We start from the raw sequence: 20,217 nt of genomic DNA on the forward strand, positions 1-20,217 counted from the left end.
TTTACCCGTTGGGAATTCACATGCCCGCATTTCAGTACAAAGCCATGGATACCCAAGGCAAGTCACACCAAGGTATTCTTGAAGCCGATTCTGCTAGGCTAATCCGCCAACAATTGCGTGATAAAAATTTACTGCCTGTCGAAGTCTCACCTGTACAAAAAACCGATGTCAATCGCAACCGATTGTGGCAAAAAGGGGTGGGTGCGTATGATTTGGCATTAATTACCCGCCAATTGTCGGTGTTGCTGGCAGCGTCGATACCGATTGAACAAGCGTTGCAAGCGATTGCCAAACAAAGCGAGAAACCGCATGTCAAAGCGTTGATGCATGGGGTGCGTGCCAAAGTATTGGAAGGCTATAGCCTAGCGAGCGCGCTACAAGACTCTGGTAATTTTCCAGCGATTTATATCGCCACCATTGCCGCAGGTGAGCGCTCAGGGCATTTGGATTTGATTTTAAACCAGTTAGCCGATTACACCGAAAATCGTTTTGCCATGCAAAAAAAGGTACAAGGCGCGATGGTGTATCCGATAATTTTGCTAATGATGGCAGTGGCAGTGGTGGTGGGCTTGATGAGCTTTGTCGTGCCAAAAATTGTCAAAGTGTTTGAACAATCCGAGCAAGCGCTGCCCTGGATTACCCAAGTGGTGTTGGCACTGTCTAATCTCTTAACCCAATGGTGGTGGATGATATTGGGCGGGCTAATCGGTGCGGTTTTTTTATTTGTGAAGTTTATTAAAACGGCGGCAGGCAAAGCCACTTTTGACCAATTTATCTTGCGGTTGCCGGTGTTTGGTAAATTATCGCGAAACCTGAACGCATCACGTTTTGCCAGTACGTTAGCGATTTTGGTACGTTCAGGAGTGCCTTTGGTGGAAGCACTGGCCATCGGCGCGGCAGTCACCACCAATACCCATATCAAACATACCATCGCGCGCGCCACAGAAAAAGTCACCGAAGGCGCGAGCCTATCAAGCCAGCTTGAGCGCAGTAATTATTTTCCGCCGATGATGGTACAAATGATTAAAAGCGGTGAGAACTCAGGCGAGCTTGATGACATGCTGACGCGTGCAGCAGCGATGCAGCAAAATGAAGCCACCAATATGATTAGCACGCTATTGTCACTACTTGAGCCGCTGATGTTGGTGCTGATGGGGGTGATTGTCATGACCATTGTGATGGCAGTAATGCTACCGATTATTAATATGAATGATTTGGCAGGCTAAACCCTAAAACCGCCAAATGATTAATCGCCAAATAATTAATGGCTAAATCATCCAACAAAATTAACCAAATGGGTATGCAAATTGTCAAAAAAGCCGTGTAAAATCCTAATACGTTATCAAAAGCGCTAAAAATCTAAAAAATGGAAATTCGTATGTGTTGTGCTCATGTATCAAAAAATCGTCAAGCGGGTTTTACCTTAATTGAAGTCATGGTGGTGATTGTCATTTTGGCAATTTTGGCAGGTCTTGTGGTACCCAAAGTGGTGGGTCAAAGTGACAAAGCCCGCATCAAAACCACCGAAACGGCTTTATCCACCACCTCAAATGCCATTGATATGTTTAAAGTGGACAATGGTCGCTATCCCACCACCCAAGAAGGCTTGGAAGCCTTAAATAAACCACCACAAGGCGCCAAAAACTGGCCAGAGGGCGGGTATATTAAAGGCGGTTTCCCGAAAGATGGCTGGGATAATGACCTACAATATGTTATCCCAGGTACCGAAGGCAGAACCTATGATTTGTTCTCACTGGGGGCTGATGGCAAAGAAGGCGGCGAAGGTCAAGACGCAGACATTTTTGCTAAGTTATAAGTTTGGTGTTTCCACTGGGTTAACGAAATCAGAGTCACGCACTCTGATTTTTTTGCTAGGTTTTTGGACAGGGATTAGCTAAAATTAGTCGTCATAGTATAATTACGTGGCTGAAAACGTATAAATCTGAAACGTATAAATCTGAAACGTATAAATTTAAAACCTGTGAATTTAAAATATATGAGAAGTTTTCTTTGAAAAATATATCCCCTATGCCTACGCCCCTGTGTTGTTTTCGAACCGTGAGTCGTCATGTCTCTTTGCTTGGCACGCTACTGGCTGTCACTAGCCTCACTATGCCAAGCGCGCAAGCGATTAGTTTAAGCGAGATTTTTGGCGGCAGTGACAATCCCAGCTTGACCGCCAAAGACAAGCCGCTACCGGTGCATGAGGCTTTTAAAGTCTACACGGAGCAAAAAGGGCAAGTAGTGACCATTCATGTGGATGTCAAAGCAGGCTATTATGCGTATCGGGATAAATTAACCTTACAATTGCCTGACGGGGTAACAGCGACGCCGCTACAATTTAGTGCAGCACCGACCTATGTGGATGACCCAGATTTTGGTCGGGTGCCTGTGTTTGAACACCCCTTTACTGCCACAACCACCTTGAGCGCGGATCAAGCAATCACCTCACAACCTGCTACGGTCAAATGGCAGGGCTGTGCCAAAGTAGGACTTTGCTATCCCCCTGAAAAGACCAAATTTGTCATCACCCAATTGGCCGCTTCCAGCAAAAATGCCGCAAAAAAATCAGACGCAATGTCGTCAAAAACCGCCCAAGCAAAAGTCACCAATACTGTGGCGACGACCAGCGATGCCGCCCCGACAACGACTCAGCAATCTGCTAGCTTGCCCCCTGCTAAAACCGTCGATGAGGCAACTAGCCCACCGTCTGCCAAACCAGCGATTTCCGGTGGCAGTACAGCCGCAGCGGGGCAGCAAGTCGCATTGACCCCAGTGACCGATGCTTCAGCCACCGATGTCTTAACCACAGCGCAGTTAACCGCATCCGACCCTGTCGTATCTATGGCATCGTCTCAACCTGCCCAAACAACTGTCATGACTGAACCCACGGCTTCATCGGCGGCGGTTGCAACGAGTTTGACAGCTAGCGCTAGCAATCAAGATATTTTTGGATTGACCAAGCATAGCGGTGTTGCGTTATTGCTGTTGTTTTTAGCGGGATTGGGGTTGGCTTTTACCCCTTGTGTGTTACCCATGCTGCCGATTGTAGCCAATATCGTTGCGCGTCAACATCGTCCATCTGCCAAAAAAGGGTTATTACTCACGGGCAGTTATGGTTTGGGTGTTGCCACCAGTTATGGCATTTTGGGCGCAGTGGTTGCGTTATTTGGGCAATCTTTGGGTATACTAAACTGGCTACAAAACCCTGTTATTTTATTGGTTTTTGCAGGGTTATTTATCCTGCTTGGACTCTACATGTTGGATGTCATTCGCTGGCAATTGCCGCATGCGCTGCGTGTTAAGTTCCAAAAAATTAGCCAAATTGGGGAAAATCGACTCGGTAGCTTAAGTGGCAGTTACTTGACAGGCTTGTTTTCTGCGCTGGTTGTCTCCCCTTGTGTGTCGGCACCCCTTGCAGGCGCGTTGGCAGGTGTGGCAGCACTGGGTGATCCTGTGATGGGTTTTGCCGCATTGTTTTTGTTGGGGCTTGGGCTGTCTACACCGCTCATTTTACTGGGCGCCACTCAAGGTAATTTTATGCCAAAAGCAGGTGAGTGGATGAACTGGGTCAAAACCAGCTTTGGTTTGCTGTTATTTGGCGTCGCTTTATTGATGATAGAGCGTATATGGCTATCAAGCTGGATGCTGATGCTATGGGCACTGTGGTTTGCTGTGATTGGCTTATGGCTGTGGCGCTGGCACGGCAAAAAAGGTCAATTACTCACTCAAGCACTAGCATTGCTAGCGTGCCTCTGGTCAGCGTGTCTTGTGATAGGCACTGCCTCAGGTAGTCAAGATAGTTGGCAGCCGCTTAACAAGCTTGTGAATACCTCAGTGCAATCGGCATTAACGGCACCGAAGACCACCCATACGATTACAATCACCAAACTGTCACAGCTTGAGCCCTTGCTTGCGCAATATCCAAAGCTAGTCGTCGATGTCACCGCAGAGTGGTGCATCGAATGTCGTATTATGGATAAAACACTTTTTGCCAACCCGCCGCAAAGTTTAGCCAGCTGGCAAGTTGTCAAACTCGATGTGACTGACAATACGCCGGATAGCCAAGCAATCTATAAACAACTAGCCGTGTTCGGTCCGCCTGTATTGTTGTATTACCAAAACGGTCAACTGGTAGCAAGACAAAACGGTGAGGTCAAACGCCCTGATTTTGAGCAAGTCTTGTCCCAATTAAATTAAGTCCAATTAAACTCAGTCAAATAAAAGCAACTTAACTGATTTACCGACCCATTCAATCATAAAGGTTAAACAAAAATTGAACTATCACTTAGCAAAGTCTATAGCCATCCCGTTAACTTTAGGGGTGCTAATTTTTGTCACTGGGTGTTCCCATGCAGGCAATGCCGACCAACAGCCAAGCCAAAATCAAAGCCAAAACCAAAGCGGAAATAGCCAGTTAGCAAGCCCAAATTCACCGTTGGCAGGCTCAAATTCCAATCAACAGACGGCTAAAAATTCACCAAGTTATACTGACAGAAAACGTCAGGCAACAAATATTCAATGCAACAACGCCGTAATTAATCAAGCTTATCAAGCCAAAAATCCCAGCATTAAGCGACAGGTATTGGGGTGTGGTACGGTGATTAAAGTGTTAAAAGACGATAATGAGGGTAGCCGCCATCAAAAATTTTTGGTCAAAATTGATAACTACCCAAACATCACGGTGTTAATTGCCCATAATATTGATTTGGCACCGCGCATCGAGGGTATCCAAGCCAAAAATCCCATTCGTTTTTATGGTGAATATATTTATAACGACAAAGGTGGCGTTGTACATTGGACACACCGTGACCCCGCTAGCCGTCATCAAGACGGTTGGCTTGAGTATAAAGGTCAGCGGTATCAATAGAATTACCCATACAAGCACCAATAGAAATACCAATCATTGACGAGCCAATAGTTGATTAAAACTTTACTTTACTGTTAAAAATTATTATGCATTTGTTAACTATTTGTCATCAATTTTTGCTATCATGAACGATATTTTTGTAAGAAGGTCAACCTATGTCACAACTTACGCTTTACCGTACCTCTTTATCGCTTGCTATACTAGCCACCCTAACAGTTACAGCAACTACGCACGCAAAAACTTCAACAAAAAATTCAGCAAAAACTGCAACAAAAACTTTAATAAAAACAACCGTTATCCCTGTCGACCAACAAACGCTGCTAACCTGTTCAAAAATCACTGACAATATCGCGCGGTTGGCTTGTTTTGACAAGATAAGCGTTGGTAAAATCGAACCTGAAGCCAAGGCGCCCCTTGATATTGCCAAAACCTTGGAAGTGAGTATCAAAAAAGGTAAAGCAGTGCCAGTGTTAGCCGTGGATCAAACGGCAACCGTCACGACCACAACCACGACGATAACCAAAAACGAGCAAAAAAAATTAGATCATTTGGTGCCTAACAAGCAAGACAAAACAATCTTAAAGCAAGTGGGGGTGACTGCAGCGGATGTGGAAAAATATACGCCACTGAGTGTGTTATATGACTTGGATAAAAATGATCCCAAAGGAATACTGACGATACGTCCGCATTTGCCCATGTATGTCATGCCGCTTTGGTACAACGCGACGCCAAACTATGACATCAATTCACCCACCCAAGATAATGTTCGCGCATCGAAAGATTATTTGCAGCACCTAGATAGCAAGCTGCAAATTTCAATGAAAACCAAGCTTGCCCAAGATGTGTTCGATACCAATGCCGATGTGTGGCTTGGCTATACCCAGCAGTCTTATTGGCAGGTGTATAATGGTAAAAATTCAAGACCTTTTCGCAGCTCAGATTATCAGCCAGAGATATTTTTGACACAGCCTATCAAGGGTAATTTGCCTGGGAATGGGTCATTAAGACTGTTGGGCGCGGGGCTAGTGCATGAATCAAATGGACAGTCAGACCCGTTATCACGTTCTTGGAATCGTATCTATGCGATGGCAGGAACAGAGTGGGGTAAACTCACCGTGATTCCAAGATTGTGGCTAATCGCAAATGAGAACAGTAAAGACTCGGATAACCCAGATATTGGCGACTACATGGGCTATGGCGATGTGCGTTGGTTGTATCCGCTCAATGACCAAAGCACAGTCGGTGGTGTGATGCGTTATAATCCAAGCACCAATAAAGGCGCTATACAGGTGGATTATGCTTATCCATTGACAGGCGGTATGAAAGCGATTTTACAAGTATTCCATGGCTATGGTGAAAACATCCAAGACTATAATCATAAGAGCACCAATGTCGGTATTGGTATCATGTTCAATGATTTTAAAGGGCTTTAACTGCGTTTATGGCAATCGTAGCCCCCTTGCCTTGGTGGCGATTGCCCTTTGCCATGGCGTTGGTGTATCAAGCGAAAGTTCATCACCGTTGCCAATTATGTGGCATCAATGATTGTGCTGCAGCAGGCTTTGATAAGTTAGCACCGCGTCACCATGACCATTGGTTCAATCGACAGCAATTTCTTTGTCAGCCATGCCATAGCCAGTTTGCATGGTCCGCGTCATGCTTTAATTTGCAACTAAAGCAAACGTCACTGCGTGGCGTAGCCAGCGGCTACTATCAATATCCACTCAATCAAATCATGCTTGGGTATAAAAATGGGCAGCAGTTACATCATCTGCCCGTTTTGGTTCAAGCTATCAGACAACTGCATATACCCAAAGGTTGTCATTCAAAAAACTCTTTAATCGTTAAAGTACCAACAAGTTTACAGCGCATCAGGCAACGCGGCTTCGATCCGCTTGCCATTTTAACCGCTTATCTAAGCTTTCACTGGCAAATCCCTGTTTTTACGGGTTTGCAGCGACTCGACCGACCTCACCAGCAGGGGCTAAGCCGAGAAGAGCGTTTAGATAATATCAAAGATGCGTTTTCTCTAACAGACATGCCCCCTAGCAAAAATTTGATTTTGTTTGATGATGTGGTGACGACAGGCGCCACCCTGTCTGAATTGGCTAATCTACTCACAAATTATCACCCATCTGCCCATATTCATGCATATTCAGTCTTGCATGGTAAGGTTTTGCATTAGGTTATACTTGTCGCTGTTTTGCGAGCAAAGTGGCACCGTCATATCGTTAAAGCTCGCAGATAAAGGCGGGCAACAAGTGGGTTGTTGGAAGGATGCTTTAAAATGTTAAGCTAAAAATGATTTGATAATACGTGAGCGCCCTTTCGTCCTAATTCACTTAGCAACAATAAGTGGCTGAGGTAAAATATCGGTAGTAAGCTTTAGGTATGACAATTAACAAAAATACTGCGATAATAGGTATGTTTTTTGCTTTAATATTAGAGTTGTTTGTGCTAGCAAATATGTTGCGATAGGTCGTTTATCAAGGGGTATGGATGGGTATAGTGATAAAGGTTTTGAACAGACAGTATCATCGTAACCGAGACCAAGGTTTTACGCTGGTTGAGCTTGTCATCACCATTGCGATTATGGCTATCATTGCTGCGATGGCAGCGCCTAGTATGCAGCGACAGATTCAGCAAGCTAAAGCTAGGAAAGCAGTAAGTATTATTGAGTCTGCCCTTAGAGATACTCAGGTCCAAGCCATCATTAGTCAAAAAAATACGAAAATTGTTTTGACAAACACAAATAATGTCAAGAATTTTAAGAGTTTCTATGTGGGAGACAATGTTGCCACAGATACGCCTCAGGCTATCTATAATCTTGGAACAGAAGTGTTAATCACACCGATACCAAGTATGCTGTTGGCTGTCAGTTTTACCCCCACTAAAAAGTCCTATCAAGGTCAAACTGTAATATCTACTCGCATGGGGCAAGATGCAAATGATGCAGTAGCTACGACGGGGTTTTATATCTGTGTGGGATCGGGTAACCCACAATATTTAGTGGAAATAGATGCAAGTAATAGTATTAAAAGTAGTAAAAGTGGGAGCTGCTCATGAGATACCATCAATATGGTGTAGGACTCATTGAGGTATTAGTGTCTCTGTTGATTTTGGCAGTGGCAATTTTGGGTTTTAGTGCCATGCAAATGCAGTCTATCAAATCTACTTCTGAGTCGGTTGATAGATCACAGACACTATTAATGATGAGGTCGCTTGCGGAAAAAATCCGTGCCAATCCTACAGCGATTGCTACTTACCAAGATGCACTCAATAAAGTCTACGCTGATATGAACAAAGCGGCTGGCGCTAAAGATACCTTTCCGCAGCCTTCAAATCTTTGTATAGGTAGTACGATGTGCACAGCAACAGACATAGCCAATGCTGAGGTATGGAAACTAAAAACCCAACTCACATCGACAGGTCTACAGATGGATTTGCAACCATGTCCGAGTACGGGGGGGGGAGGAACAACAGCTTCTACTAATGTTATGTATTCCTACTGTCTGATTACTGCTTGGGGAAACACAACACCAACAATCGGCACAGATGATAATCCAATCAAAGACCCAAAAATTGCAAACGATAAGGGCACAATGGATTGTCTAACCCCAAGAGATGCTTCCAACACCACGAATATTAAAACGGGTGGTAAATATCATCCCAAAGCAACCTGTATGTTTCTGGAGATTAATTAATATGAATAGGTTGCAACAGGGTTTCACGCTTATAGAGTTAATGATATCACTTATTTTAGGACTATTAGTATCTGCAGCAGCATTGCAAATACTTTACACCAATTCATTATCTTCAAACATACAAAGTGCAGGATCTAATATTGTAGATACCAATACTTTTGGTCTTGATTATCTAACCAAGCAAATTCGTAAAGCTAACTATGGTATTTTATCATCACAAAGCTTCTTTTTAAATCATCGAACGCCACAAGGCGGCATTGTATTGACAGCCCCAGACAATTTAACTGTATTTGGCAATACAGTTGCAGGGGAAACTGTAGCTAGTAATCTGCGCGGCTTATCAAAAAGCAATCAACAGATATCTGATACGCTTTTGACAAGATCGGCATCTTCGTTAAGTGGCAGTAATGTCAAATTTGGCTCTACAGCGCTTTCAAGTGACCAGTTGACCATCCAGTATAAAGTGTCAAGTGATAATCAGGTGGATTGCCAAAGTCGCAATGTGATGAAAGATGATTACGTTATTGAGCGATATTTTGTGCGGGATGGTGGGTTGGCTTGTGCCTCGGCGATCTATACCTATAGCGAGACTACTGCAAAAAAGGATGCAACCAATCAAAATGCTATTAATATTGACAAGTATAAGAAACCTATTAAACAGTCAGATGGCAGTTTTAATCGAGATACAAGTGACACTACGCAAAATCTAGCAGGTAGTGGCGAGATAATTATTCCAAATGTGGATTATTTCAGAGTATTGTTAGGTGTGAGTGATAGTAAAAACTTTTCAACGAATCCAAGCACATATAAACTGACGTATATGCCCATCCCAACGCCTATCTCAACTGTAAATGCAGACCCTTTTCCAACATTGAATAATCGAAGAATTGTGAATGTTCAAATAGGGCTTTTAGTACGTTCAGATGGCTCAGTTACCGCATCAAAAGATCCCTCATTTACAGTTTTGGACAAGACCGATATAAAGTTAAATGATACCTCCAAAAATGATGGAAAAATGAGAAGAGTTTTGGAGACAACTGTCTTTCTAAGAAATGCCAGAGGGACTGTACAATGAACCAACAGTATTTGCTAAAAGGCTATCCTAAATCTCAAGCCGGTGTAGCACTCATCATCGTCTTAATTGTCTTGCTACTAATATCTATTCTTGGAATTATTGTACTAAGAAAAAGTACAACAGATTTGCAGGTGGCCACAGCCTCGCAAATTTCTCAGTTGATGTTTCAAGCCAATGATGATGCTTTTGGCAAAGTTGAAAAAGAAGATAGATTGCGAGTGGCTTCCACTTCCTCTACTAGAAACGGACTTGATACATTACAAGGGTATATCTCACGAGCCGGTGAAGATACTTTTAATGCAGAGACAGTGTTCTGTGTACGTCCACGAGAGAGTGCTTTATTTAGACTTGATAAAATCACTCAAAAAAACAATGCAGGGAATATATTGGAAGGTGCAAATCGGGGATTTTGTGATCCCACAAACCCGAATGATTACGTCAATGAAGGTCGTGTAATGACGCAAATGACTTTTGTCAAATTAGCACAGGCAAAAGATGTCGTACCGTTATCAGGCCATGCTAGAAGTGATGAAAGTAATGATTTGGCCACTAATTCAAGCACTCAAGAGTCACCTTGTGTTTATTTTAATGGTTATTCTGTATCACTTGTCCCTAGTTATACTAGTTCAAATGTCAGCTTAGGTAGTAGTACATCTACAGGTACAGATACAGTGGCAGGATGTTTAAAGCAAAAAATTGACAATATTGACAAGTGTCTAACGGATTTGGGTGTACCCCATAATATCCAAATGCAAAGTTATAAACACGAACCTGTAGGTGTAAGCTGTCTGAGTTAAAAATTTTTTATTTAAAATTACTAATCTTAAATACGTGTATCAATAAATATTAAGGTGAAATATCACCGAGGTAGCTGAAAATGGAACAAGCATACAACAAAAATTACTGTTCAAATATGAGTTTCAAACTGTTGCCACTTGCTATTGGTAGCTTGATGGTTACAAACGTAACCACCCATGCTAGTGATATTGAGCTGTATAAGGCTGCCTCTGAAGGTGGAGCGACAGTGATGCTGGTGTTTGATAACTCAGGGAGTATGGATGAGAGAAGTATAGGAGTTGACTATGCTTCTGATGGAATATCTATTGATTACGATGATAATGATAATGCCTATTGTTCAAAAAATAACATGATAGATTATATATCTACTAGTCAATTACCACAGGCTATCTATAATGATGATGGTGCTGCTAATACGACCATTTCCCCGACTGCTGTTAATTATTCTGTTAATAGTTGTACTATCGGTGGAAAAACTTATTATGACCGTATTTCGAGATTAAAATTAGCATTGATGCCACTGATTGCGAATCCTAAAACAGCCTTTGGTAACGGAGTCGATTTTACTAAATATAAAATTGGATTAGCTAATTTCTTCTATACGAATAGTTCAACAGGGGGTGGCAAGATTAGTTATCCTGCTTACGAATTTACACTCGCTAATCGTACTGAAATGCTAAAAATTGTAGCCGGATTAAAAGCTGAAACCAATACGCCAAGTGCACACGCCTATGCTGAAGTAGGTGCCTATATGTTGGGGACGAATACTGCTAACATTACTACCGTATCAATAAGTAAAGAAATTGGTTACTATGTAAAAAAAGGATCGAAATATAATGTCTATAAGTGTACTGCGAATGCCCCTACTAATAATGGCAATATTCAAACTTGTACATCATATGATAAAGTGCAAAATAAAGTGGCGTTTGCAGATATAGATATTCCAAAATATGTTGGTGATTATGATTCTGTAGATGATATTAAAGGTGGCCAAAGGTTTTATGTTATATCTACTTCGAATATACAGCAAAAAAGTCCATATTCAGGATTTAGCATGGCATATCCTGATGCTGTAAATGGGAACAATTATATTTCACCACTTACCCCACCTACGTCTGCTAGTGAGCAACAATGTTCAGGAAATGGTATTTATTTTTTAACTGATGGTGTACCAAATAACGTACAAGGCACCTCAGCAATTGATTTAATGAATAATGCATTAAACAAAGTCAGTCCGATTGCCAATCCTGCAGGTACAAAGCTTAGTGTGGGTACAAATGCTACTTGTAATAGTTCTCTGTTAAATGGTATTTCGGACGGCTCAACAACTAACAGAAGTGGTTGGAAATGTATGGGTTTATTTGCCCAGAAATTGCGAAGTACTAATAATCCAATTGGCAGAGAAATTATTACAGGAACAGCAGGATTTGGTAAAGTATTTGAATCCTTAGCTGGTAAAACAACTTGTGATAGTACCAATCCAGATGCAAGTAATCTCTGTAGATTAGGTAGAAAAGGTGAAGGATTTGGTGAAGGCGGCTTTTATTATGTAGAGACCCCGGAGCAACTAGCCAATAGTATTAAATCTTTTATCGCAGGCGTAGGCAATAAAGAAATCCCAGCGATATCCACCGGTACGATGTCAGTACCATTGGATGCACTTAATACTCAGCAATCCCGTGGTTATGCCTATACGCCTATTTTAGACCCCAGACCAGGCGTCACTGATCTATGGGATGGCAACCTAAAAAAATATTATATCCGCAATGGTACCGTCACCGCTGATGGCGCCGGTACAAAACCAGTATTTAATGATTTGACTGGACAATTTTCTACTTCTACCTATGATATCTGGAATACCATTAATGACGCTACAAGGGAAGATGCACAGCGACCTGATAAAGCTTTACCACAAGTGGGTGGAGCATTTCAGCAAGTGTTTGAAAAACCAGGAAATGATCGTAACCTTTGGGTAAATATCGAAGGTACTTTGGCAAATATTGCAGTTGATGCTAGTACCAAAAAACCAGTCGGTTTTACTAGCTTGAAACCATCACTGCGTACTGATTTAGTGAAGCCTACAACAGTTACCTCAACAACGCCTGATAACCGAACGCCCACTGTGACTAGTGTTTTGAATAATATTTTGGTGTTTATGGGTTATCCTGCCCAAAATTTATCTGATATGGATGATACCACCATCTTGACAGGCAGTCAGTCCAAAAACCCAAAAAATATTGGTGGCGTGATTCATTCGCTTCCACAATTAGTCACCTACGGCATTGATTTGGATACCAATGGTAAATTTAATGCTACAACACGTAAAGACAGTGTATTGTACGGTTCAATGGATGGCGCATTACACCTAATAGATGATAGTACAGGCAAAGAGCAGTTTACCTTTATTCCGAAAGAAATTCTCGACTTACAATCAGGTGCTCTAATAAAAAGTGGTAAAACTACTGACTCGAAGCTACCCTATGGGGTTGATGCACCTTGGAATGTGTATACAACCTATAATATCACGAGTAACACTACAGGGACAGGTACTAGCGCTGTCACTACAAATAGCTATGTCGCTAAACAAGTCTTTGCCTCAGGCGGTTTACGCATGGGTGGTTCATCTTACTATAATCTAGATATTACGAATCCTACAACGCCTAATATGGTGTACTCAGTGGGTTCAAATTATGCCACATTGCAAGCAGGTCAGTATCCAAAAAAATCAGATGGTACCAATGATACCACACTTAAAGGAATGCAAAATGGTACTTACCGTACTACTGGTGACCAAGCAGCTTTTGCAAGAATGGGGCAATCTTGGGGCAAGCCTAGTGTCGGTTTTGTGCGGTCAGGGGGTAAAAAAGTCATGGTGAATTTCTTACCTGGTGGCTATGACACTCGTTATGAGACTGCAAACTTTGCTGCAGATTCATCAAATCTTGCACAAGGTAATGCAGTCTATATGGTACGAGTAGGGGAAGAAAAAGAAGACAGTACAACCAAAAAAGTAACTATAGATACCACATTAGATAAAGGTAAGCTGTTATGGTGGGCAAGTTATCCAGCATCAGAAAATGGTACGACGACAGCTGCACGTCCTACGTCCGTCACCTTACAAAAAACTGAACACAGTGATATGACTGATAGTATTGTCACTGAAATACGTACCGTTGACCGTAACTATGACGGCTATACAGATTTTATTTATTTTGCTGACTTAGGCGGCAGAGTGTGGCGAGCTGATATTAATAACAACAAAGATACGGATAATTTCCGTGTTGATCGCTTAGTCAAACTGCTAGATGTGAGTAATCAAAAAGGTGGTTCAGATGTTGCCCCAAGGTTTTATGAGCGTCCATTATTTACAGTAACTGATGAAGTTGTAGAAGGTTCACCCATAGCACAAATTACTGTGGGTACAGGAAATCGCAGTTTACCTGTAAGTGATAAACGTAGCGTACCAGATGCTATTTATAGTTTTATGGATAGAGAGGCGGGTAAAAAAGATTTGTTCTGCTATAAGACCGATGCTGAGTGTAAAGGCACTGCTAAGTCAGATCCCTATTTGAGTCAAGCGCTTGTGACCAAGGATTTAACTGTAGCCAATCTGGCTAAGGTAACTTTTACGGCTAGCGATGCAACTATCAAAACCAATATGATGAAAGGTGTGACAGATACAACATTCAAACATGGTTGGTATTATCCCTTTGAGCAGTGGTACAAAGTTAATGGTACAGGTGCTAGTGCGGTTATGAGTAATGTATTAGAGACTGATCGCACAAAATATCAAGGTATGAAAATGCTTAATGAGCCAGATGCTCAAAATGGTCTACTATTTGTGTCGGTTTATAATCCAAATGTCAATTTAATTGCAGAGGGTTGTTCTGCTACTGTGCAAGGCGCCACTCAACGTATGCTGATGTGTCTACCTTTTGGCAACTGCGGCGCATCTGGTTATAACACTACAACTGGTGCAGATGGTAAACCTTCGACAGATTACACTAGACGCTCAGCAGCCTTAGCAGGTGCGGGCATTATTGATAATATCATTACTCAATCTAAGCCTAATGAGGGTGGCTCATTATTTGGGGTATTACAACTTAGCTGTACAGGTACGGACTGTGATAAAGCAACCTTTAATAAACCCAGTTATATTAATATCAATACTATTAACTCAGATGGTGTTAATCGTGACAAAGTCATGAATCCGCGAGAATGGTGGGAAAACTAGCGTGAGTAAAGTACATTTTGCTATAGCTGAGAAGACTCTGCTTAATTCAAAAGGTTTTACTTTGATTGAGTTGATGATTACAGTGATGGTAATAGCCATTTTGGCAGCGATTGCTGTACCATCTTATCAGCACTTTATCAAAAAAAATGATATTCAAAAAGTAAAGTCTATCATTATGATGCAGTCAAATGAACTCAACAAATGGCGAGCAAGGCAATTAAATTATGCAGGGTTTACCTCCCAATCACAAACGTTTGATTCAGACAAAAAGACGTTTCACTATCCTAATACAGGTAGTGCAAAGTATGATATCAAAATGGTGACAATACTAGGATCTGATTCGAATTTAAGCGAGTCAACGTTTGCAAATGCTAGTGTAGCAACCAACTATGTCATATTGGCTACCCCGTTACTCAGTGGCTATCCTTATATTGGTTTTTCTAGTCAAGGAATCCAATGTGAGTCGCTAGATGGCTCAATAACGGCAATAAAACTTTTTGAAGATAGCAACTGCGGTACAGGAAGTTCATCATGGTAATAACCCAGTACAAAAGTAATGGCTTTACTCTAATTGAACTCATGATTGTGGTGGCAATTATTGGTATATTAGCAGCAGTGGCTTATCCCAATTATCAATCTTATGTGATTAAAACACATCGTAATAACATGATGTTTGAATTACAGAATATCGCCATGCGTATCCAATCTCGAAAACTAGTGGAAGGTATATACACAAATATTTCTCTGTCTCATGTTTTAGGCGCCACTCCTGTACTTGGTGCTATTACTTATCCATTGGGTAATGCAGATTACAATGTAACCATTATTGACAGCTCAACTAATACCCCAATGATAGGAAATACCATGACTACTTCTAAATGGCGTATACAGGCTATACCAATTTCCAACGGTCTTATGAGTAATGATGGCACATTAACTTATGATTCTGATGGTGTAAAATGCCGAAATACCTCATGTGGTACGGGTCAAGAATGGAATAATTAGCTTATTAAGTTAAGCATTGAACAATTTTCGGCAATATAGAGAATATTCATGTTGGGTGACCTAAAATAGTGACAAAGATTGTCATATATTTGACAATAACATACGGATAGCTGAATAAAATGGGCTGTTTAGGAAAAATTTTGCTTAAATAATCCTTGATGCACTAAATAATTTTAAATTAGTAGCCAAATAGAAGATATATTAGTGTTAATTTGGCTAAAAAAAGAAATTGGCACAAAAAATGCAGTAACTACATTACCAAGGCAAAGTGAGGGTTATCAAAACTTTGCAGATTGACTTAATTACTTGGATGACTGGCTACATAATTAATTATATGACTAGGTTATCCATTTTATACACTCAAAAATAGGAGTTCATTATGAACGCTCAAAAAGGTTTTACTCTAATTGAATTAATGATTGTTATCGCGATTATCGGTATTTTAGCGGCTATCGCTATTCCAGCGTATCAAGACTACATTGCTCGCTCTCAAATAACTGAAGCTGTAACCTTAGCAAGTGGTCAAAAAGGGGCAGTAACAGAAGTTCGTTCTAACACAGGTGCATGGCCAACCTCTAATGCTGGAGCAGGTATTGCAGCAGCCTCTAGTATTTCAGGAAAATATGTGGCTAAAACAGAGGTAGGGGCAAGTGGCGTAATTACTGCAACCATGAAAAGTGCAAGTGTTAATGACCAGGTTAAAGGTGCAACTATTGTATTAACACCAACAGAGACATCGGGGGCATATACTTGGGCTTGTACATCTTCACTCAGTGCTAAATATCTACCATCAGCTTGTCGCTAATTAATTAAAGTTAAAGTTAAAAAAAGGGAGGAAACTCCTTTTTTTTTGTTTAAACGTACTGTAAGGAAAATTTTAGATGGATTTAAACGAAAATATAAAATATTGGTTAAAGGTTATTTTTCCTATATCAATTTTGTTACAACTATTTTCATTTTCGTTATTTGGTTCATTTAATTTTTTGTCTAATTTAAATGTCACGGATCACTGGCAAGTGCTTAATAGTACTGGAGCCTATTTTGGTATTAGTGCTTTAATGTTTTCTATTGCTAAAAGTAAAGTAATTAATCATCATTTATTTGTAGGGTTGATTATATTGGGTTATTTTATATTTTTTATAGATATAAGAAATGCATACACGAGCCCATCTGCAAATCTTATGGTTATTTTAGCTCCACTAGGCGTATATACCTTATTTAAACAGCTACATCATTATTTCTTTGAAAGACAAAACAGTTTAAGTAATCTTTATTTTTTATTGACATTTCTTTTTATATTGATGGGTTGGTCCACACAAACTGCTTTGAAAGTTAACACGTTCATTTTACCTTATGTCTATGATATTGACATATACAAAATTGATTCCGCTTTCGGAAATATAACATTGCCATTTGTCCAATGGTTTGAGATATCTCATGCTTTTTGGAATACGTTATTATTGGAGGTCTATTCGTTATTATCTGTTTCTTTATTTGTAGTAGTTTCTCTCTTTATCAGGGAAAATAAAGACGATAGATATCATGTTATCAGAGTACTTATTGTACCTTTTGGTTTAGCTTTCATATGTTATACCATTATTCCTGTTTCTGGACCTGTATATGCCTTTGCTACTGAGTACTTTCCTTTAAACATGCCGACAGCTAGCGCGCTTCAAAGCGGCAAAGTGTTTATTCCTCCAGCAGCTCGTAATGGAATGCCATCTATGCACTTAACGGGTGCATTATTAATCTGGTTGTTAACCGCTGGATTGAGCAAAAAGATTTACTTTTATATAGCAACAGTATTTACGTTATTGACAGCTGTTGCAACGATTGCTCTTGGAGAGCATTATGTTTTAGATTTAGTGGTTGCTTTGCCATTTTCAGCCTTTATAGGTATTGGATTAGCAAATCCTGATAATTTTGTTTTTAAAAATAAAAAAGTTACAACCCTCTGGGTTGGGGCAGGTGTAACGTTCACTCTATGGATGCTCATGCTATTAACATCAGCAGAATGGCTGTCCAATAATTTATTATTTGTACAAGTGTTTGCCATTTGGAGTGTATTGATAGCAACTATTTTATTTGGCATATATATCAAATATGTATGGAATGATACTGAGGTAGTAATTTCTATTTTAAAAATAGAGGATGCCAAAAAAACCGAAAAATCTACAACCCCTCGCTGGGTGATTGGTGTATTTGTTGCTTCAGGTTTTGCAGGTTTATTGTATGAAGTGGTTTATGCAAAAAGTTTAGCAGTTACATTTGGTAGTACCTCTTTAGCTTCATATACTGTTTTAACAACCTATATGTCTGGTATGGCTTTAGGTGCTTGGTTGGGCGGGTATATTGCTGATAAAGTAAAAAAACTACTTTTGTATTATGCAGGCATAGAAGCATTTATTGGTTTATATGCAGTTATTACCCCATTTTTATTTAAAGTCATTCAGAATATTTATGTTATATCTGTCACTGGATTATCTGCAGATGACCCTTATGTAACATTTTTACGAGTGGCGTTGGGTGTGATTGTTTTAGGTATTCCCACCATTTTGATGGGTGCAACTTTACCCATCATGTTTAAATATTTAAAACAACTCAACATTCAAAGTGATACAGCAATTAGCCGACTATATAGTGCAAATGTGATTGGTGCTGCGTTAGGTTCATTTATTGGTGGGTATTTCTTTATTTCTGCAATAGGTCGAATCGGTGCGACGAATTTAGCTGCCGTATTTAGTTTGATGATTGCGCTTTATACTATAGGGCAGTTTAAAATACAGAACACTCAACTTCAAGAATTTGATAATTTTCCACCTGTTCTTCCTCATATTTTTGTGCCAAAGATATTGGGTATAATGGCATTAATTGTTTTAACGATTGGTGGAGCAGTAACGCTAGGCCTAGAAGTTGTTTCAATTCATATGCTAGCAGTAGTTGCTGGTAATAGTGTTTATGCTTTTGCCTTAATGCTTGCGGTATTTTTATTGGGTCTCGGTTTAGGCTCAATCTTTGGTAAAAAAGCACTTAACTATATAGATAGAACAACATTAATTGTTCTTGCCCAATGTGGAATTGCTGCATCTATTATTATTACGGCATTATTGTGGGATAAAATTCCTGCTTATTTTGCTAGTTTTGGTGAGATGCAAAATTATATCCATCTGGGATTTTGGGCAAGAGAGATTTTAAGAGGAGTAATTTGTGCTTTGGCCATGCTGCCAGCAACACTCTTTATCGGTGCAACCTATCCTGCGGCAATGAGTTTAGCAGCGGATTGGTTGGGACAAGGTAGTGCAAGAGGTTTAGGTATTTCAAGCGCATTAAATACTATTGGTAATATATCTGGAGTCTTATTGGTAGGATTTTTATTGTTACCATTAATGGGTTCAAATAAGGTTTTTTTATTACTTGCTGTAGTTTCATTAATCTTGGCGGTATTGGTATTATTATGCCTAATTAAAGTAAATTATAAATTTAATCCATATACTGCTGGAGTTGTAATATCAATTTTTCTACTTTTTCTTATTTATCCAAAAAATTGGAATTTTACCAGTTTGGCACAAGGGGCGAATGTTTACTTTATGCCATCATATTGGGGAAATGTAATAGATCATACTGAAAGTATAGAAGGCGGCGTGACTTCCGTTACACGTAGTTCTGATGGAAAATATATAACATTACTAACTAATGGTAAATTCCAAGGGAATAATTCGGGAGAAACGCTAGCACAGGAATCCTTTGCTTTGATTCCTCTTATGCATAATAGTGAACGGAAAAGCGCTTTAGCCATTGGTTATGGTACAGGTATGACCGCTCGGGTATTACATGAGCAAGGCTTCGAAAATCTTGATGTTGTTGAGTTATCTAAAGATATTGTATTTATGGCAAATAAATATTTTTCTGATATCAACCATAATGTAATAAATCAATCAGGTGTGAATTTAATTTATACAGATGGTCGGAATTTCTTATTAACTCAAGATGAGAAATATGACTTAATTAGTTTAGAAATTACTAGTATTTGGTTTGCTGGTGCAGCGAATCTTTACAATAAAGAATTCTATGAGTTATCTCAAAAGCGATTAAATAAAGAAGGTGTTTTACAGCAATGGGTTCAACTACATCATATGCATCCAATTGATTTGGTGTATATTTTGAATACAGTTCGCTCTGTCTATAAACATGTGTGGCTTTATTCTGTTGGAGGACAAGGCATCATTATTGCCTCGAATAGTGATGAAGCATTAAAATCGCATAGCTTAAAATATCCTTATAATAGCTTAACGATTGATGAACTAAAAAATAAAGAAAAATTCTTTAAAGATTCTATCGTTTTGTCACCTAAAGGAGTAAATAATCTAGCATATAAGACAGATAAGACATTGCGTCATCTGATTTCAACAGATAATAATTTATATTTAGAATACGCAACACCAAAAGGTAATGCGATTATGGAAGATACTTTGACTAAGAACCTGGAATACCTTTCAAAATTTGAAAAGTAGCAGAGGTAGACGGCTTAAGA

General features: G+C 40.0%; 15 protein-coding genes. All 15 read left to right on the forward strand.

The window, feature by feature from the left end:
• Positions 1-20 precede the first annotated feature (20 nt).
• The 15 genes from gspF to RTS09_RS09795 all read left to right on the forward strand — a co-directional run bounded on the left by gspF (position 21) and on the right by RTS09_RS09795 (position 20,197).
• Positions 21-1,226 (forward strand): type II secretion system inner membrane protein GspF, encoded by a 1,206-nt coding sequence (gspF, locus tag RTS09_RS09725; protein WP_312536566.1) that lies wholly within the window; start codon positions 21-23, stop codon positions 1,224-1,226.
• A gap of 140 nt (positions 1,227-1,366) precedes the next feature.
• Entirely contained in the window at positions 1,367-1,816 is a 450-nt protein-coding gene (gene gspG, locus RTS09_RS09730; RefSeq protein WP_099834288.1) for a type II secretion system major pseudopilin GspG, read from the forward strand.
• A gap of 194 nt (positions 1,817-2,010) precedes the next feature.
• On the forward strand, positions 2,011-4,200 hold the full coding sequence (locus tag RTS09_RS09735) for a cytochrome c biogenesis protein CcdA (protein WP_312536572.1): 2,190 nt from the start codon (positions 2,011-2,013) through the stop codon (positions 4,198-4,200).
• A gap of 76 nt (positions 4,201-4,276) precedes the next feature.
• Complete coding sequence (locus RTS09_RS09740) at positions 4,277-4,870, forward strand: DUF3465 domain-containing protein (protein ID WP_312536575.1); 594 nt, start codon at positions 4,277-4,279, stop codon at positions 4,868-4,870.
• Positions 4,871-5,025: 155 nt separating this feature from the next.
• Positions 5,026-6,303, forward strand: a complete 1,278-nt coding sequence (locus RTS09_RS09745; RefSeq protein ID WP_312536577.1) for a phospholipase A — start codon at positions 5,026-5,028, stop codon at positions 6,301-6,303.
• Positions 6,304-6,311: 8 nt separating this feature from the next.
• A complete protein-coding gene (locus RTS09_RS09750; protein WP_312536580.1) occupies positions 6,312-7,055 on the forward strand; it encodes a ComF family protein in 744 nt (247 codons plus the stop codon).
• A gap of 314 nt (positions 7,056-7,369) precedes the next feature.
• On the forward strand, positions 7,370-7,936 hold the full coding sequence (locus RTS09_RS09755; RefSeq protein ID WP_312536583.1) for a pilus assembly FimT family protein: 567 nt from the start codon (positions 7,370-7,372) through the stop codon (positions 7,934-7,936).
• Positions 7,933-8,574: a type IV pilus modification protein PilV gene (gene pilV, locus RTS09_RS09760; protein WP_312536585.1), complete on the forward strand. Its 642-nt coding sequence runs from the start codon at positions 7,933-7,935 to the stop codon at positions 8,572-8,574. Before RTS09_RS09755 ends, pilV begins: the two co-directional genes overlap by 4 nt.
• A gap of 1 nt (position 8,575) precedes the next feature.
• Complete coding sequence (locus RTS09_RS09765) at positions 8,576-9,649, forward strand: PilW family protein (protein ID WP_312536588.1); 1,074 nt, start codon at positions 8,576-8,578, stop codon at positions 9,647-9,649.
• Positions 9,646-10,446, forward strand: coding sequence for a hypothetical protein (locus RTS09_RS09770; RefSeq protein ID WP_128681322.1), 801 nt, complete (start codon positions 9,646-9,648; stop codon positions 10,444-10,446). Before RTS09_RS09765 ends, RTS09_RS09770 begins: the two co-directional genes overlap by 4 nt.
• Before the next feature lie 80 nt (positions 10,447-10,526).
• Positions 10,527-14,681 (forward strand): pilus assembly protein, encoded by a 4,155-nt coding sequence (locus tag RTS09_RS09775; RefSeq protein ID WP_312536591.1) that lies wholly within the window; start codon positions 10,527-10,529, stop codon positions 14,679-14,681.
• 1 nt (position 14,682) lies between these two features.
• Positions 14,683-15,219 carry a type IV pilin protein gene (locus RTS09_RS09780; RefSeq protein WP_312536593.1) on the forward strand — a complete coding sequence of 179 codons (537 nt, stop codon included), beginning with the start codon at positions 14,683-14,685 and terminating at the stop codon, positions 15,217-15,219.
• Positions 15,213-15,686: a type IV pilin protein gene (locus tag RTS09_RS09785; RefSeq protein WP_312536596.1), complete on the forward strand. Its 474-nt coding sequence runs from the start codon at positions 15,213-15,215 to the stop codon at positions 15,684-15,686. The genes RTS09_RS09780 and RTS09_RS09785 overlap by 7 nt, the downstream gene beginning before the upstream one ends.
• Before the next feature lie 379 nt (positions 15,687-16,065).
• Positions 16,066-16,491, forward strand: a complete 426-nt coding sequence (locus RTS09_RS09790) for a pilin (RefSeq protein ID WP_312536599.1) — start codon at positions 16,066-16,068, stop codon at positions 16,489-16,491.
• 76 nt (positions 16,492-16,567) lie between these two features.
• Positions 16,568-20,197, forward strand: a complete 3,630-nt coding sequence (locus tag RTS09_RS09795; protein WP_312536602.1) for a fused MFS/spermidine synthase — start codon at positions 16,568-16,570, stop codon at positions 20,195-20,197.
• Positions 20,198-20,217: the final 20 nt, after the last annotated feature.

Origin of the sequence: Moraxella sp. CTOTU47618, from assembly GCF_032017425.1 — a bacterium.
In the GTDB taxonomy this organism is placed as follows: Bacteria; Pseudomonadota; Gammaproteobacteria; order Pseudomonadales; family Moraxellaceae; genus Faucicola; species Faucicola tetraodonis.